Raw genomic sequence first — 15869 nt, forward strand, 5'->3', positions numbered from 1 at the left:
TGGTGGGTCGTATAGGATTCGAACCTATGACCAATTGGTTAAAAGCCAACTGCTCTACCAACTGAGCTAACGACCCGCCCGATGGAGTGCGTATATTACGCGCTAACCTAAAAAGTGCAAGCACTTATTATCGAAAATATTCAGTTAAACGATAATTTTTTCAATAAGTTAAGCGTAGCGGGTCGGATCCAACACACCAGCATCTTCAAATCCTTTTGCACGCAGTCGACAACTGTCACATTGACCACAAGCACGACCCTCATCATCCGCCTGATAACAGGACACTGTCAGCGAATAATCAACGCCCAACGCCATACCTTGCTGAATAATTTCGGCTTTAGTGAGATCAATCAGTGGGGTCTGCAATTTCAATGGCTGGCCACTGGTACCGGACTTCGTCGCCAAATTAGCCATCGCTTCAAACGCAGCAATATATTCGGGTCTGCAGTCAGGATAACCGGAGTAATCCACAGCATTCACACCGATAAAGATATTCTGTGCCTCCAACACCTCCGCCCATCCCAATGCAAGGGATAGAAACACCGTATTGCGGGCAGGAACATAAGTGACAGGAACACCATCAACCTCCTCTTCCGGCACATCAATACTATGATCGGTCAGCGCTGAGCCACCAAAATCTTCGAGATGAAGGCGAATAACACGATGCTCTTTAGCATCCATTTGTACAGCAATCTGGCGTGCAGCGTTTAGCTCAGTAAGAGAGCGCTGACCGTAATCAAAGCTAAGAACATAACATTCAAATCCCTGATCTTTAGCCATTGCCAGTGCAGTAGCAGAATCCAATCCACCAGACAGCAGAACAACTGCCTTCTTAACAGCGGTAGTCATTAACAATATTCCAGGAATTACTTACGCTTGAACTCTTCGACCAGAGGAGCAACATTGGATTTCGGATGGTTCTTAAGCACGTAATCGAGATATTCTTCCGAACGTACCTGATCACCCAATTCGCTATAGATCACACCCAGCTTAAAGGCGGCATGTGGTGCCTTGGGATGCTCTGGATACTGCCCCAAAACCAATGCAAAGGCTTCTCGCGCCTTTTCAAGCTTTTGCTCCGCATGATGGATTTCACCCATCCAGTAGTACGCGTTGGCAACACGTGCACTATTGGGATAGTCACGCACAAAAGCGCTAAACGCCACAACCGCGGCCGGGAAATCACGAGCACGAACCAAGCCAAAGGCTTCACGATAGGCTTTAGAGTCCGAAACACCATCTTTAACACTTACGGATGCTGGCTTAGCCTGAGGTTTTGAAGAATCCGATTGATCCGATGCCTGAGGGGCACTGGATGACTGTACCGTACGATCAGATTTCTGCGATTGAGCAGACTCTGTCGCACCAGACGACGCTGGATTAGATGCTTGCGCTTTATTCGTTGTAGCTGTCGGAGCTTCACGACTCATCAGCGAACTGATACGACGATCAAGATCGCGATAACGATCCAATTGCTGCCGTTCCATCTTTTTCAGACGAAACGCCTGCTGCTCCAGCTCACCACGTAACGAACGCACCTCATTCTGCAGCTGGTCAATAATCATCAACAACTCAGCATTATTGCGTGCGGCAGTTGACCGCCCAACACCTGAGGAGCTCTGATCAGCCTGGGATGTTTGAATCTCAATAACAGGAGGGGGTGCCGCCATTGCGCCAGCACTGAAAGTCAGCGCCAGCACAACAGAGGGTAGATAACGGGCTGTGTACATTAGTTGCTAACGTACTTCAGCTCTACGCGACGGTTCTGAGCCCAAGACTCTGAGCTATGACCCAGCACAGCAGGCTTCTCTTCACCGTAGCTAATAGTTTCGATCTGATCAGAGTTTACACCGTTAACCTGCAGGTAACGCGCTACTGACTGAGCACGACGCTCACCCAAAGCCATGTTGTACTCACGTGTACCACGCTCATCTGCATGACCTTCCAGACGCACAGATGCGCTTGGAGTGGCTACCAGATAAGCAGCATGCTTCTCTAGCGCATCCAGACCGTCCTGTTTTACGACAGACTTATCAAAGTCGAAGTAAAAAACAGTCTGCAGTGCAGCTACAGCGTCCGCTGCTTTCTGTGCAGCCATCTCAGCAGCAGAAACGCCACCGGATACAGCTGCACCCTTGCTATCGGCAAAAGAACCGGAAGTGTCTACCGCACCTGTAGTGCCGGTATCAGTACCACCAGTTGAACTACAACCCGCGACCCATGCCACGGAAAGAGCCAGTGCAACAGCTTTGGCTACATTGGAAGCTTTCATCGAATACTCCTGTAATATCCTTTAATGTCGGCCCTAACCAACACCCTGAATAGTAAAATTAGATTATTCCCAACTGACGCATACGTTAATGGCTGTGCGTACTTATTGCAAGTACGGTGACCACGCCGGTTCACGTACATGCCCCTGTGAATCCGGCAGCAGGAAGCGCACGTTCCCATCCAGTGTAACCCCGCCCAAAACACCACGGGTACCCTTCTGTGTCGCATACAAAATCATGCTGCCATTCGGTGCAATGGTTGGCGACTCATCAAGGAAGGTTTCAGTCAACACTTCAACACGAGAGGTTTTCAGATCCTGTACTGCAATACGGAACACACCATCGTCGCCTCGATGCACCATCGCCAGAAAACGACCATCCTGTGTCAAAGATGCACGTCCGTTGTAATTACCTTCATAAGTCAGCCGCTCAATGTTTCGACTTTTCAGATGCATCTGATAGATCTGAGGCTGACCTCCACGATCGGAGGTAAAAATCAGAGTGCGACCATCCGGTGACCAGTTTGGCTCGGTATCAATACCGTAGTGATGGGTCATACGCGTCAATTTACGCTGCAACAGATCCAGAATATAGATCTCCGGATTGCCATCTTTTGACAACACCAGCGCCATCTTACTACCATCAGGCGACCACGCCGGCGCACCATTCAAACCTTTAAAAGACTGTACTTTCTGGCGCTGACCGGTCCTGAGATCCTGAATATAAATAGCGGGACGACTGCTTTCGAACGAAACATAGGCCACACGACGCGCATCACGCGACCAGCTTGGAGACATGATCGGCTCTTTGGATTCAAGGATAGTTCTGGGACGCGCGCCGTCCGAATCAGCCATACGCAACTGATAGCGGAAGGTATCTGCATCCAGTTTATCCGCGGTCACATAAAGGATTCGGGTATAAAATGCGCCTTTTAAGCCGGTCAGGTACTCATAGATATTATCAGCAATGACATGAGCGACATCACGCAATCCATTGCGACTCCCTATACGCGCATCACGTAAGATCAACTCCTCTTTGATGACATCATAAACTTCATATTCCACCCGCACAGCGTTATCTTTGGCAGGACTCATTCGCCCAATCACCAGAAACTCCTGACCGGCGCTACGCCAGTCACGAAACGCCACTTCGTTCTGACGGGAAGGATTACTCAGCATATTGTCCTGATCCATCACAGCAAACAGACCACTGCGTGCGAAATCACTGCCAATGACGCCAGCAACATCTTCCGACAGACCATAGCCACCGCTCCACGAGAACGGGACAACCGCTACAGGGGTAGGCTTATCCACACCCTGGGTCACCTCAATTCTCAACTCCGCTTGCAGCGGCAGCGAAACCAACAAAACAGACAGCACAGCAACGATATATTTATATAGTCTCACTGTAAGATTCTCCGATCTCTGTACACCAATAACTTGGACTAGCCTTCCCGATTACGACACAGAGCCGAGAGCGGAGTTCCGCAAACAGCTCCAATACAACGAATACACCCAATATTTACCGACGTAAGTCTTCAGGCCGGAAGACCATGGTGAACTTTCTGTAGTAACGATCAAATACAACCGGATCCAGTTTCCGGAGCTCAGGAAAGCTGGAAGCTTTCATCACTGCCCGCACCGCATCCCGATCAAAACGATCATCGCCACTGGATTTACTCACGTACGCGTCATCAACCTCACCCGATGGCAAAAGATGGATAGACAATTCAACCACCATGCCATTGCGCGCACTCGGAGACCGCCTCCAGTAACGAGAGATTTGCTCACGCACATACGCTTCGTAGCTAATAGCCGTCTGACGCCCCTCTTCTGCCGCCAGCTCCGCCTCTTCCTCTTCGAGAGCTGATGCTAAGGCGCTTTGACGAGCCTTTTCTGCTTCAGCACGACGACGCTCTTCGGCTTCTGCTTTCTTTCGCTTTTCAGCCGCGAGCTTCTCTTGTGCTTTACGTTTGCGTTCCGCTTCAGCCTTCTGACGGGCTTTTTCTTCTGCCGCTTTTTTCTCTGCGAGTTTTTTCTCTGCAGCCTTCTTCGCCGCTAGCTCTTTCTTGCGCTTGGCATCCGCCTTGCGCTTTTCATCTTCCGCCTTTTTACGAGCAACTTCCTGCTTACGCTTCTTTTCAGCGGCCGCTTTTTTTGCGACCTCTTGCTTACGTTTCTTTTCAGCCGCCTTTTTACGCGCAACTTCCTTCTGGCGTTCTTTCTCTGCGGCTGCCTTCTTACGCTTTTGTTCTGCCTGGGCTTTCCGCTTTGCCTGATCGTCTGCCCGTTTTTTCGCAGCGGCAGCCTCGCGCTTTCGATCGGCGTTGGTTGTGATCGATTTCAGATCAACAACCTGGGCATTCACATGCCTGGGCACTCGCCTAGTTTCCTTATCTGACTCAAACCACACATCCGCCAAGATAAAAAACACCACGCCATGCAACAGCAAGGCTAACAGCGCAGGTAATAGATAACTATTGAGCTTCAACTGATCCGCCCTACTCGGTTACCAGACCAACAGTGCCTGCACCCGATTGCTGCAGCAACACCATTAGCTGAACGACAGCGTCGTAGTCTACGTTTTTGTCTCCGCGCACCAACAGCATCTTATCTTCGTTAGCCGCCAGAATTTTTCTCACACGCTCGGATACAGTTTCTGCATCCAACGGCTCTTCTGGATCACCACCAACATCGATAAAGTACTCTTGTTTAGCGTTCACCGTGATAATAACCGGCTCTTTGTCCTTATCATCCACGGGTTCCGCCGCCGCTTTTGGCAATTCTACCTGTACACCCTGCGTCAACATGGGCGCCGTAATCATAAAGATCACCAACAGCACCATCATGACATCGATATAAGGCACCACATTGATTTCCGCGTTTAGCTTACGCGTTTTACGATGGCGTCTGATCATAGCAACACCTTAAGATGCACCGTGAACGCGACGATGGAGTACAGCGGAGAACTCATCCGCAAACGTTTCATAGCTGCTCAATACGCTTTCAGATTTCGCAGAAAAGCGGTTATAGGCAATAACAGCAGGAATCGCGGCAAACAACCCAATGGCAGTTGCTACCAACGCCTCAGAGATACCTGGCGCTACCGATGCCAACGTTGCCTGGTGAACATTAGCCAAACCACGGAATGAGTTCATGATGCCCCATACAGTGCCAAACAACCCGACATAAGGACTGACTGAACCGACAGACGCGAGAAATGGCAGATGCTGTTCCAGCTTATCCTCTTCACGTGACATTGCCACACGCATGCCCCGCTGGACCCCTTCCATAACCGCATCAGGATCGGATGTCCGCTGCTGGGTCAGACGGGTATATTCTTTCAGACCCGCGCGAAAAATATTCTCTGCACCACAATCCGGATTAGGATGCTGATTAACCTCACGATACAAGGCGCTTAAGTCCACTCCAGACCAAAACCGTTCTTCAAACTGCAGCAGAGCTTTTTTCGTGCGGCGTAAAAAGAAGTGGCGCTGAAAAATCATGACCCAGGAAAGCAACGACGCCATGACCAACAGCACCATTACAAGTTGAACGACCACACTGGCGTTAACCACCAGACTCCAGATAGACATCTTTTCAACCACTTCGGCTGCCCTCAATTACTGTACAGATAGAACTCGACGCCAACGACGCCAGGAAAAAGAATTAGGTTATTGATTATACCGGCGGGATATATCAGAGATCACGTCCTGTGTCACAACGAACCTGGTTTTTTACATGCCCGTAACACCAAAACACATTCGCAGCGATTGAGAGCACAAACCACCCCAATCAGCCGTCTCGAATGGGACGCTTACAGCGCAAAAAAGTTCAGGCCTTCACAATAAACTGTAGCCCGACACGCTCAAATAAAACCCAAGCAAGCCTACAAAGAGACAATAACAGGAGAAGGTTACATAAATAAAGGAGGGAACCGAGAGCAAAGACGTAAGAGTGATGAAAAGGCGGCGCTTAGCTCACCGCCCTCAGCGTTTCTCCGGCAGACTGACAGCGCACACAACGGACAGCTATTGGGTTTGCATGCAGACGATTTAACTCAATATCATCGCCACACTCAAGACAGATACCGTACTCACCTTCTTCAATACGATGAAGAGCTTCAATACAGGCGCGAATTTCGTCCGTATGACGGGATAGATTCATCAAATTCAAAGCAACCGCAGCCGCCTGCTCAGCTTCTTCCGTACGATCATGAGCAGATCCAGAAAATGTACTTTCCCCCATCTGCTGAGTATCCCGCAGTTCCTCCCGCGCCTCTTCACGCAGGCAACGTAAATGTTCTTCGATCTCGGCCTTAAACGCCAGTACCTTGGATGCGGTGATAGTGGTAACCATTTGCAGCCCTTTTATCTGTGTTGATGTACTCACTCACATCTTAGTCAACGCACCGCCTCCAGAGCGTTGATCAATGTCAGACAGACAGGCATAGCCGCGTTTTGTTCTCTTCTATTGATCCATGTCCGGTTTATCGATTCCGAAGTGGCGATAGGCATGATCTGTTGCTACCCGCCCCCTTGGCGTGCGCATAATAAAGCCTTGCTGGATCAGGTATGGCTCCAATACATCTTCTATCGTATCGCGCTCTTCACTGATGGCCGCTGCAAGACTCTCAACGCCTACAGGACCACCGCCAAACTTCTCAATCATCGCCAACAACATTCGGCGATCCATATGATCGAAACCACTGTTATCAACATTCAGCATATTTAAGGCACGATCAGCCATCTCCGATGAGATATACCCATCGCCTTTAACCTCTGCATAATCACGCGCACGACGCAGCAAGCGATTGGCAATACGCGGCGTTCCGCGAGAGCGGCACGCAATTTCACGCGCACCGCGCTCATCGACACTCGTCCCTGACAACTCAGCCGAGCGACCGACAATACTGGACAGATCATCGACATTGTAAAATTCAAGGCGCTGCACGATACCAAAACGGTCTCTCAGCGGCGACGTAAGCAACCCTGCACGCGTGGTTGCCCCCACCAGTGTAAACGGCGGCAACTCCAGCTTAATGGAACGAGCAGCCGGACCTTCGCCGATCATAATATCCAGCTGATAGTCCTCCATCGCCGGATACAAAACCTCTTCCACATTAGGGCTGAGACGGTGAATTTCATCGATAAAAAGCACGTCACCCGGCTCAAGGTTTGTGAGCAATGCAGCCAGATCACCCGCCTTTTCCAGCACCGGGCCCGATGTGGTTTTAATCTCAGACCCCATCTCGTTGGCAATAATATTAGCCAACGTCGTCTTACCCAGACCCGGCGGCCCAAAGATTAACGTGTGATCCAATGCTTCACCACGCCCTTTCGCTGCATGGATAAAAATCTCCATCTGCTCACGCACAGTAGGCTGACCGACGTAATCCTCCAGCGTTTTAGGGCGTATTGCCCGATCCTGCGCTTCTTCAACAGGGTTGCTGGCAGGTGAGATAAAACGATCTGCTTCGATCATGGATGGAGCCTCAAATCACACGTAAATTGAATTGTTCTTACAAAAACCAATATAGCCAACTACACCGCTAACCCGTAACCATCGACTTTAGCGACTGCCGGATCAGGTCTTCGCTGCTACCCCCCGCGCCCAAGGCCTTTTCAGCCTGGGCAATCGCTTTAGTCGCCTGTACCGGCTTGTATCCCAGCGCCACTAATGCACTTTCTGCCTCGGCCCGGTGATCGGTTGCAGGCATCGAAACAGCCACGTCAGGATCACCACCACCGCTCAATTGGAACTCACCAAAATCGGCGACCTGCAGGTCCTTCAGCTTATCTTTCATTTCAACGATCAGTCGCTCGGCGGTCTTCTTTCCGACGCCAGGCAAACGCACCAACGCTGCGGTATCCTGATCGTGCACCGAACGTACAAAATCGTTGGCACTGATGCCCGACAAAATAGTTAACGCGAGTTTTGGCCCCACGCCATTCACTTTGATCAAGGTACGGAACAGCAACCGCTCCTCCCGATCAGCAAAGCCATAGAGCAGCTGCGCATCTTCACGCACTACAAAGTGCGTAAACAACGTGACCTGCCTGCCCAGCTCCGGCAAACGATAGAAGGTATTCATGGAGGCCTCAACCTCATAGCCAACGCCATTAACATCAATCAACAGTTGCGGCGGATGCTTTTCCAGCAGCTCACCTCTTAACCTTCCAATCACTGATTTACTTCTCCATATCCCGGGCAGTTTTGTCTGACTCCAGACGGTGTCCTGCAACAATAAATTCAGGCAAACGCAGATCTGCGAACACCGCTGCCATACGTGTGGCAAAGATCAAACCCATTGAGATCATCGCTAACAGGCGGTCCTCAATCAGACCTTCAAACGAGACAAAGAAAATCGCGCCAGCAATCGCACATGTTGCGTAGATCTCACCTCCACGGTGAAGAATCAACGGGATTTCTCGTGTCAGAATGTCGCGAATCATACCACCTGCGGTACCAGTGATCATGGCCATCATAACCACGACCACATCCGATTGGCCCATGGCCATCGCCTTCTGCGCACCCAGGATCGCAAATAACGCCAACCCCATCGCATCCAACACCAACAACGCACGACGTGGATACGCAACATATCGGCAGAGAATAAACGCCCCCACCGCCGATACGATTGCGGTCCAAAGGTAACTCGTATCAACGATCCAACCTATAGGGTGAGCATCCAGGGTAATATCGCGAATCGTACCACCACCCAACGACGTCACAATCGCCAGAACTACAACACCCAGGATATCCAGACGCTTGCCTTGCGCCGCCAATGCACCGGTCACCGCGAATACCGCAATACCCACAATCTCAGCAAAATAGATAAAAGTTTCGTAATCCATCTAACGCCAACGCCCCTTTCGGTTTGAACGTGCTCCAGCCATCTGCACCAAATTCGTACGGGTATGCGCATGACAAAGCGCAATAGCAAGCCCATCCGCAGCATCTACCTGAGGCAAGCCAGGCAGTTTCAGAATATGTGCGACCATATGCTGAACCTGCGCTTTATCCGCCGAACCATTACCAACAACAGATTGCTTTACCTTTCTCGCCGCGTACTCGTAAATCGGCAGTTCCTGATTGGTACCCGCCACAATGGCAACGCCACGTGCCTGACCCAATTTCAGTGCCGAGTCTGCATTGCGCGCCATAAACACCTGCTCAATTGCCATCTCCTGAGGGCAATAACGACTAATCACTTCAGTCACCCCTTCAAAGACCTGCTGCAGGCGCTCAGGCAACGCATCACCCTTGATGCGGATACAGCCACTGGCAACATATTCATTTTTTGAGCCCACGCTATTGATGACACCGTAACCGGTGATGCGTGACCCCGGATCAATTCCGAGTATTAACATAAAACCATCAGTTCAGATTATTGCCGACCATAATACGCGTTAGCACCACTGATGATGCAATAAATCGCACAACAAACCGTCTTTCTCCGTGAACAAAAAAGCCGAGACAACGGCCTCGGCTTTTCCAGAAGAGCTACACGGCGATCTTTCGCCCTAGCCCTGACTTAACCGCTCAGACTTAAGGCGTCTTACGCAGCTTGATGTTCAGTTCACGCAACTGAGCTGCACTCACTTCACCCGGCGCTTCAGTCATCATGCAAGATGCGCTCTGGGTTTTAGGGAACGCAATCACTTCACGGATAGACTCAGTACCCGTCATCAGCATGATCAGTCGATCAAGACCGAACGCCAGACCACCATGAGGAGGCGCACCGAACTGCAGAGCATTTAGCAGGAAGCCGAATTTCTCTTCCGCTTCTTCATCGCTAATGCCCAGCACGTCAAATACAGTCTTCTGCATCGCCTGATCATGAATACGAACAGAACCACCGCCCAGCTCGCAACCGTTCAATACCATGTCGTATGCACGGGACAGCGCAGTCAGAGGGTTCGCTTTCAGTTCTTCAGGAGAGCAGCTTGGCGCGGTGAATGGGTGGTGCAATGCAGTCACACCGCCCTTATCAGTCTCTTCGAACATTGGGAAGTCAACAACCCACAGCGGTGCCCACTCGCACTGCGCCATGTTCATGTCTTCACCTACTTTGATACGCAATGCACCCAGTGCTTCGCTTACAACCTTCTCTTTGTCTGCACCGAAGAAGACGATATCACCGTTCTGAACTTCCAGACGCTCCATGATCTTCATGGCAACATCTTCACCCAGGAACTTAACGATTGGAGACTGCAGGCCTTCAGCACCTTTCTCCAGCTCGTTCACCTTGATCCATGCCAGACCTTTCGCACCGTAGATACCCACGAACTTAGTGTATTCGTCGATAATCTTACGCGTCAGCTGAGCACCGCCTGGTACTTTCAACGCTGCAACGCGGCCTTTAGGATCTTTAGCTGGACCGGCAAAAACCTTGAACTCGATCTCAGCCATCAGATCAGCAACGTCGACCAGCTCCATTGGGAAACGCAGGTCCGGCTTATCAGAACCGTAACGCTGCATCGCTTCCGCGTATGGCATACGTGGGAAGTCACCCAGATCAATGTCCAGCATGTTCTGGAACAGTTCACGGATCATGTTTTCGGTCATACCCATGATCGCTTCCTCATCCATGAATGAGGTTTCGATATCAATCTGGGTAAATTCCGGCTGACGGTCAGCACGCAGGTCTTCGTCGCGGAAACATTTAGCAATCTGGTAGTAACGGTCAAAACCCGCCACCATCAACAGCTGTTTGAACAACTGTGGCGACTGCGGCAGTGCAAAGAAGCTACCTTCGTGAGTACGGCTCGGCACCAGATAGTCACGCGCGCCTTCAGGTGTTGCACGGTTCAGGATTGGCGTTTCGATATCCAGGAAACCGTTATCATCCAGGTAGTTGCGGATCGCATTAGTCACCTTAGAACGGAAACGCAGTTTATCCTGCATTTCTGGGCGACGCAGATCGATATAACGGTGACGCAGACGCACGTCTTCACCCACCTGCTGGTGTTCGTCCAGCTGGAAAGGAGGTGTTTCCGCTTTGTTCAGGATAACCAGCTCTTTGCCCAGTACTTCGATCTCACCCGTAGGCATATCCGGGTTCACAGTACCTTCCGGACGATCACGCACCAGACCACGCACTTCGATAACAAACTCGTTACGTACACTGTCTGCCAGTGCGAAGCTTTCTTCACGATCCGGATCAAATACAACCTGTGTCAGACCTTCGCGGTCACGCACATCCAGAAAGATGACACCACCGTGGTCACGACGACGGTGCACCCAACCGTTCAGGGTGATTTCTTCGCCAACGTGTTCTTTTCTCAGATCGCCGCAATAATGGCTGCGCATAGTTTCCTGTTCCTGTTAAGTTACCAACACATCCGAGTTCAACGGATGTAAGAGCTAAATTTAATTTGGCTTTCGGCCGCAGGCTTAACTGCTACTGCCGCTGTCACCCGCAAGATTTTTCTTCTTACCGGTTTTAAAATCTGTTTCGTACCAACCACTTCCTGACAATCGAAATCCCGGCGCAGAGACTTTTTTCTCTACCCGTTCACTGTCACAGGATTTGCAGTTTGGCGCTGGTGCATCGCTACGCATCACCAGCTTCTCAAACTCGTGGCCGCAGCTTTTGCATTCAAAATCGTAGATAGGCATCGTAAAACGCGTTCCAGATTCAGATCTATTCTATTGGAAAACGCGCGATTATAACCGATTTGGAAGGAGGTTACAGGCCCTAAGCGCGGTAAAGAAATCGACAGCGCCGACCCGGACAGATCGACGCAAAGGATTGCGTTGAGTTACGACTCTTCAGGAGAGATCGTCACCTCTCCGGTATTGGTTAATAACACTTCAACTTTATGCCGAATCTCATGAATTTGCTCATCCGTATAAGGCTTAGCAGGCACCTTGCCCCACACAGGCCCCGGCCATGCAGCATCATCTTCCTGCCGCACGATATGATGCAGATGCAGCTGCGGTACCATATTACCCAGCGACGCCACATTCATTTTTTTAGCGGCGAAAATATCAGCCAGATTCTCCGCCAGAAACGAAGACTCGTGAATCATCTGACACCGTTCTTCCTCTGGTAGGTGATAAATTTCGGTGGCTCCAGCACGACGGGGCACCAGAATAAACCACGGATAGTTTGCATCGTTTATCAGCAACAGGCGACACAGTGGGAAATCTCCCAGTACAATACAATCTGCGGCCAGCTGAGGATGCAGTTCAAATTCCAATTCCAGCTCGTCCATGGTTCCTCCGATGAAATTTACTTAAAATTCCAGACGTTAGTCATTCTCTAATAGGTAAGAGTATAGGCAAATATGCTTGATATCGTGCTCACTGACAACATTGAATCGATTGGCCCCGACATCTGGAATCACCTCTGCGGCACCGACTATCCTTTCCTACGATACGAATTCCTGCATGCACTGGAGCAATCTGGCAGCGTTGGAAAAGGCACTGGGTGGCTCCCCCTTCACTTGTCACTGAAGGACGGCGATGAAACTGTCGCCGTAATGCCGATCTATCTAAAGCAGCACTCATATGGCGAGTACGTATTTGATTGGGCATGGGCAGATGCCTACTCTCGCTATGATTTGGATTATTACCCCAAGCTGGTCACATCCATCCCTTTCACGCCTGCCCATGGCCCCCGGATTGGTACCCGCCAGCCGCTGGATACAATCATTCCAATAATACGTGACGCCATCCCACAAATTGCCGCCAAGCTAAACGCCTCATCCTGGCACGGCCTATTCGCCCCCCACGAGACGATCGAGCAATTTGCGACTCACGAAATCATGCCAAGACTGGGATGTCAGTACCATTGGTTCAACCATGACTACCGTGACTTCAGCCACTTTCTGGAACGTTTCAACTCTCGCAAACGCAAGAATTTACGCAAAGAACGTAAGAAAGTATCCGATCAAGGCGTCGAGTTACGCACCTATAGCGGCGGGGATATTAGCGATGCTCTGCTCCACCGGTTCTACCATTTTTATCAGGTCACCTATCTTAAACGCGGTCGTAAAGGCTATCTGACACCCGAATTCTTTACGCTACTGCGCGACACTATACCGGATCATCTGGTCCTCGTTGTCGCATACGTTAATGATCAAGCCGTCGCAGGCGCCCTTTCACTGCGCAGTGCAACCACCCTCTATGGACGCTACTGGGGATGCCTGGAAGAGTACGATAGCCTGCACTTCGAAACATGTTATTACCAAGGCATCGAATTTTGCATTCTGGAAGGCCTGGAACGCTTTGACCCCGGAGCTCAAGGTGAACACAAGATTCAGCGTGGCTTTGAACCGATTGAGACCTGGTCCGTACACTGGCTACAGGAACCCGGTTTCCGAGAGCCCATCGCACGTTTTCTGAATGAGGAAGAAGAGATGATGCGAGCGCAAATCGCAGAACTAACCACCTGGCTACCGTTTAAGAGCGACTAGATCATTTAAGCACTGGATTAAAAGCCACGCCCCAGACATAAAAAAGCCGCACAACACTGCCTGCTGTGCGGCTTCTCATCTCAGCAACCTACCCCTGTTATAGGTTAGATCACTGAACGCTCGCTTCGATTAAAGAATCGTCGCTGCAATCCAGCCCGCAATCAACAGCGGCAGATTAAAGTGAACAAAGGTTGGTACCACCGTATCCCAGATGTGACGGTGCTGACCATCTACGTTCAAACCCGCAGTCGGGCCCAATGTAGAATCAGACGCCGGAGATCCGGCATCACCCAGCGCACCGGCAGTACCCACCAGCGCAACGACGGCCAATGGCGAAAAGCCTAACTGCACCGCCAAAGGCACGTAGATAGCAGCAATAATCGGAATTGTAGAAAACGAAGAGCCGATACCCATGGTAATCAACAAACCCACCACCAGCATCAACAGGGCAGCCAGTGCTTTATTGCCATCAACAAAGCTCGCAGAGCTTTCAACCAGACTCGCAATTTCACCTGTTTCCCGCAGTACCTCGGCAAAACCAGCGGCGGCAATCATGATGAAACCGATGGTTGCCATCATCTTCATACCATCGACCAGCAGCCCATCCGATTCGTTCCAACGCACCACACCGGAAACCGAGAATACGATAAAGCCCAGCAGCGCCCCCAGAACCATGGAACCCGTATACAGCTGCACGCCAAATGCCACACCAATGGCAGCAATAGCGACCAAGGTACGCACACCCGACACTTCAGCCCCGCCATTCTCAACCGCTTCGATCTTGCTCAGATCATAACGACGCTTGCCTCGGTAACTGATAAATACTGCGATCAGCAGACCTGTCAGCATACCTAGCGCAGGAATACCCATCGCACTGACAACACTGATACCTTCTGTGGATAAACCGTTTGCAGCAATGTTTTTCAGCAGGATCTCATTCAGGAAGATGCCACCGAAACCTACCGGCAAAAACATGTAGGGCGTTACCAGACCAAAAGTCAGCACACAGGCAATCAAGCGACGGTCCAACTGCATCTTTGCCATCACCAACAACAGTGGCGGAATCAGCATTGGAATAAACGCGATATGGATCGGCATTATGTTCTGGGATGAGATCGCCACGAGCATAATCAGCATAATCAACCCGGTTCGCACCATACGAACCCGCTGGGCATCCTGATTGCTTCCCAGCATCACAACAACCCGATCAGCCAAAAGGTGCGGCAAACCGGACTTGGAGATCGCAACAGCAAAGCCACCCAGCAACGCATAGCTCAATGCCACACCCGCACCGCCGCCGATACCGCTGTTAAAGGCATCAACCGTACCTTGCAACCCTAAACCACCTGTCAGACCACCTGCCATTGCACCCAGCAAAAGAGCCATTACGACGTTTGTACGAAGCAAGCTCAGCACCAACATCGTTAGCACTGCAACAATTACCGCATTCATTAAAAATCCCAGAATAAGATTGGACGTAAAGCACCAGAACAGGCACTTCAGGAAAGGAGCGAACTCTGAACATTTATTCCAATAATGTCAATATTTCACAATAGGAAATAATCTACACCATCATACTCATTGACTGGTGTCGCCAATTCATCAGGAAGAATACAATCGAAAAGAGATTTGTATGCAGCACAACGGGCAACGACACCCGCGACACTGCGTCACAAATGGATTAGAAGTCGGACTTAAAACCAGGAGGAATTTTCGAAGGGTCGAAGTCAGCAACCTGTGTAGCAAAGGTCCAGCCATACCCATCCGGATCTCGTAAACATCCCGTACGATCACCCCAAAACTGAGTATCAACCTCACCTACCGCTTCGGCACCTGCCGCGACAGCACGTGCAACCAACGCATCGACATCTTCACAATACATATATAAGCCAATGGGAGAAGGCAACCCACTGCTTGCAGGTGATTGCTGTGTAGAACCAAACGCACCTTCCGTAGCAAACATGGCGATCAGCACACCATTACGACGCACTTCAGCATGCACAGCCTTCCCAGCAGGATCTCGCATCATGACGGCCCCTTCAAAGCCAAATGCACGCTGATAAAAATCCAGCGATGTATCCGCGTCTTTCACCATAATGTAAGGCGTGATCAAATGGGTTTGTTCTGGCATCCAACTTTGCTGTGACATATCAGTATCCTCGTCTTATATTCCA

Annotated in this window: 18 protein-coding genes and 1 tRNA gene; 1 reads left to right on the forward strand and 18 read right to left on the reverse strand. The window is 50.5% G+C overall.

Features of this window, described 5'->3' with window-relative positions; all coding sequences use genetic code 11:
• The 16 genes from IOQ59_RS14220 to IOQ59_RS14295 form a co-directional block, all read right to left on the reverse strand.
• Positions 1–76, reverse strand: a tRNA-Lys gene (locus tag IOQ59_RS14220).
• 92 nt (positions 77–168) lie between these two features.
• Positions 169–849, reverse strand: coding sequence for a 7-cyano-7-deazaguanine synthase QueC (queC, locus tag IOQ59_RS14225; RefSeq protein ID WP_193954053.1), 681 nt, complete (start codon positions 847–849; stop codon positions 169–171).
• Positions 850–866: 17 nt separating this feature from the next.
• Entirely contained in the window at positions 867–1730 is an 864-nt protein-coding gene (gene ybgF / locus IOQ59_RS14230) for a tol-pal system protein YbgF (protein WP_193954054.1), read from the reverse strand.
• Positions 1730–2272: a peptidoglycan-associated lipoprotein Pal gene (gene pal, locus IOQ59_RS14235; protein WP_193954055.1), complete on the reverse strand. Its 543-nt coding sequence runs from the start codon at positions 2270–2272 to the stop codon at positions 1730–1732. The genes ybgF and pal overlap by 1 nt, the downstream gene beginning before the upstream one ends.
• Positions 2273–2374: 102 nt before the next feature.
• Complete coding sequence (gene tolB, locus IOQ59_RS14240) at positions 2375–3676, reverse strand: Tol-Pal system beta propeller repeat protein TolB (protein WP_193954056.1); 1302 nt, start codon at positions 3674–3676, stop codon at positions 2375–2377.
• Positions 3677–3791: 115 nt separating this feature from the next.
• The gene (gene tolA / locus IOQ59_RS14245) at positions 3792–4760 is read right to left on the reverse strand and encodes a cell envelope integrity protein TolA (RefSeq protein WP_193954057.1); all 969 of its coding nucleotides are present in this window, start codon (positions 4758–4760) and stop codon (positions 3792–3794) included.
• A gap of 10 nt (positions 4761–4770) precedes the next feature.
• Positions 4771–5187: a protein TolR gene (gene tolR, locus IOQ59_RS14250; protein ID WP_193954058.1), complete on the reverse strand. Its 417-nt coding sequence runs from the start codon at positions 5185–5187 to the stop codon at positions 4771–4773.
• A gap of 9 nt (positions 5188–5196) precedes the next feature.
• Positions 5197–5865, reverse strand: a complete 669-nt coding sequence (tolQ, locus tag IOQ59_RS14255) for a protein TolQ (protein WP_193954059.1) — start codon at positions 5863–5865, stop codon at positions 5197–5199.
• Between the two features lie 379 nt (positions 5866–6244).
• The gene (locus IOQ59_RS14260; RefSeq protein WP_193954060.1) at positions 6245–6628 is read right to left on the reverse strand and encodes a TraR/DksA family transcriptional regulator; all 384 of its coding nucleotides are present in this window, start codon (positions 6626–6628) and stop codon (positions 6245–6247) included.
• A gap of 111 nt (positions 6629–6739) precedes the next feature.
• Positions 6740–7753 (reverse strand): Holliday junction branch migration DNA helicase RuvB, encoded by a 1014-nt coding sequence (gene ruvB, locus IOQ59_RS14265; RefSeq protein WP_193954061.1) that lies wholly within the window; start codon positions 7751–7753, stop codon positions 6740–6742.
• Positions 7754–7820: 67 nt separating this feature from the next.
• Positions 7821–8456: a Holliday junction branch migration protein RuvA gene (gene ruvA / locus IOQ59_RS14270; RefSeq protein ID WP_193954062.1), complete on the reverse strand. Its 636-nt coding sequence runs from the start codon at positions 8454–8456 to the stop codon at positions 7821–7823.
• Positions 8457–8460: 4 nt separating this feature from the next.
• Positions 8461–9126, reverse strand: a complete 666-nt coding sequence (locus IOQ59_RS14275) for a trimeric intracellular cation channel family protein (protein WP_193954063.1) — start codon at positions 9124–9126, stop codon at positions 8461–8463.
• Complete coding sequence (ruvC, locus tag IOQ59_RS14280) at positions 9127–9642, reverse strand: crossover junction endodeoxyribonuclease RuvC (RefSeq protein WP_193954064.1); 516 nt, start codon at positions 9640–9642, stop codon at positions 9127–9129.
• Positions 9643–9820: 178 nt separating this feature from the next.
• Positions 9821–11584: an aspartate--tRNA ligase gene (aspS, locus tag IOQ59_RS14285; protein WP_193954065.1), complete on the reverse strand. Its 1764-nt coding sequence runs from the start codon at positions 11582–11584 to the stop codon at positions 9821–9823.
• An 84-nt stretch (positions 11585–11668) separates the two neighbouring features.
• The gene (locus tag IOQ59_RS14290) at positions 11669–11893 is read right to left on the reverse strand and encodes an FmdB family zinc ribbon protein (RefSeq protein ID WP_193954066.1); all 225 of its coding nucleotides are present in this window, start codon (positions 11891–11893) and stop codon (positions 11669–11671) included.
• Positions 11894–12036: 143 nt separating this feature from the next.
• On the reverse strand, positions 12037–12492 hold the full coding sequence (locus tag IOQ59_RS14295) for an HIT domain-containing protein (protein WP_193954067.1): 456 nt from the start codon (positions 12490–12492) through the stop codon (positions 12037–12039).
• 72 nt (positions 12493–12564) lie between these two features.
• Here IOQ59_RS14295 and IOQ59_RS14300 point away from each other — a divergent pair, with 72 nt between their 5' ends.
• Positions 12565–13695: a GNAT family N-acetyltransferase gene (locus IOQ59_RS14300; protein WP_193954068.1), complete on the forward strand. Its 1131-nt coding sequence runs from the start codon at positions 12565–12567 to the stop codon at positions 13693–13695.
• A gap of 129 nt (positions 13696–13824) precedes the next feature.
• On the opposite strand, the gene IOQ59_RS14305 is transcribed toward IOQ59_RS14300, so the two are convergent.
• Positions 13825–15147: a Na+/H+ antiporter family protein gene (locus IOQ59_RS14305; RefSeq protein ID WP_193954069.1), complete on the reverse strand. Its 1323-nt coding sequence runs from the start codon at positions 15145–15147 to the stop codon at positions 13825–13827.
• 229 nt (positions 15148–15376) lie between these two features.
• Positions 15377–15844 (reverse strand): VOC family protein, encoded by a 468-nt coding sequence (locus IOQ59_RS14310; RefSeq protein WP_228050917.1) that lies wholly within the window; start codon positions 15842–15844, stop codon positions 15377–15379.
• Positions 15845–15869: the final 25 nt, after the last annotated feature.

Source organism: Pontibacterium sinense (assembly GCF_015209595.1).
Classification (GTDB): domain Bacteria; phylum Pseudomonadota; class Gammaproteobacteria; order Pseudomonadales; family Balneatricaceae; genus Pontibacterium; species Pontibacterium sinense.

Bases quoted from the DNA above. Each gene is read 5' to 3' on its own strand.
- IOQ59_RS14295 (WP_193954067.1), bottom strand. From the start codon at position 12,492: ATGGACGAGCTGGAATTGGAATTTGAACTGCATCCTCAGCTGGCCGCA.
- tolR (WP_193954058.1), bottom strand. From the start codon at position 5,187: ATGATCAGACGCCATCGTAAAACGCGTAAGCTAAACGCGGAAATCAAT.
- ruvB (WP_193954061.1), bottom strand. From the start codon at position 7,753: ATGATCGAAGCAGATCGTTTTATCTCACCTGCCAGCAACCCTGTTGAA.
- IOQ59_RS14290 (WP_193954066.1), bottom strand. From the start codon at position 11,893: ATGCCTATCTACGATTTTGAATGCAAAAGCTGCGGCCACGAGTTTGAG.
- IOQ59_RS14260 (WP_193954060.1), bottom strand. From the start codon at position 6,628: ATGGTTACCACTATCACCGCATCCAAGGTACTGGCGTTTAAGGCCGAG.
- IOQ59_RS14305 (WP_193954069.1), bottom strand. From the start codon at position 15,147: ATGAATGCGGTAATTGTTGCAGTGCTAACGATGTTGGTGCTGAGCTTG.
- ruvC (WP_193954064.1), bottom strand. From the start codon at position 9,642: ATGTTAATACTCGGAATTGATCCGGGGTCACGCATCACCGGTTACGGT.
- IOQ59_RS14300 (WP_193954068.1), top strand. From the start codon at position 12,565: ATGCTTGATATCGTGCTCACTGACAACATTGAATCGATTGGCCCCGAC.
- IOQ59_RS14275 (WP_193954063.1), bottom strand. From the start codon at position 9,126: ATGGATTACGAAACTTTTATCTATTTTGCTGAGATTGTGGGTATTGCG.
- aspS (WP_193954065.1), bottom strand. From the start codon at position 11,584: ATGCGCAGCCATTATTGCGGCGATCTGAGAAAAGAACACGTTGGCGAA.
- IOQ59_RS14310 (WP_228050917.1), bottom strand. From the start codon at position 15,844: ATGTCACAGCAAAGTTGGATGCCAGAACAAACCCATTTGATCACGCCT.
- queC (WP_193954053.1), bottom strand. From the start codon at position 849: ATGACTACCGCTGTTAAGAAGGCAGTTGTTCTGCTGTCTGGTGGATTG.
- ybgF (WP_193954054.1), bottom strand. From the start codon at position 1,730: ATGTACACAGCCCGTTATCTACCCTCTGTTGTGCTGGCGCTGACTTTC.
- tolQ (WP_193954059.1), bottom strand. From the start codon at position 5,865: ATGTCTATCTGGAGTCTGGTGGTTAACGCCAGTGTGGTCGTTCAACTT.
- pal (WP_193954055.1), bottom strand. From the start codon at position 2,272: ATGAAAGCTTCCAATGTAGCCAAAGCTGTTGCACTGGCTCTTTCCGTG.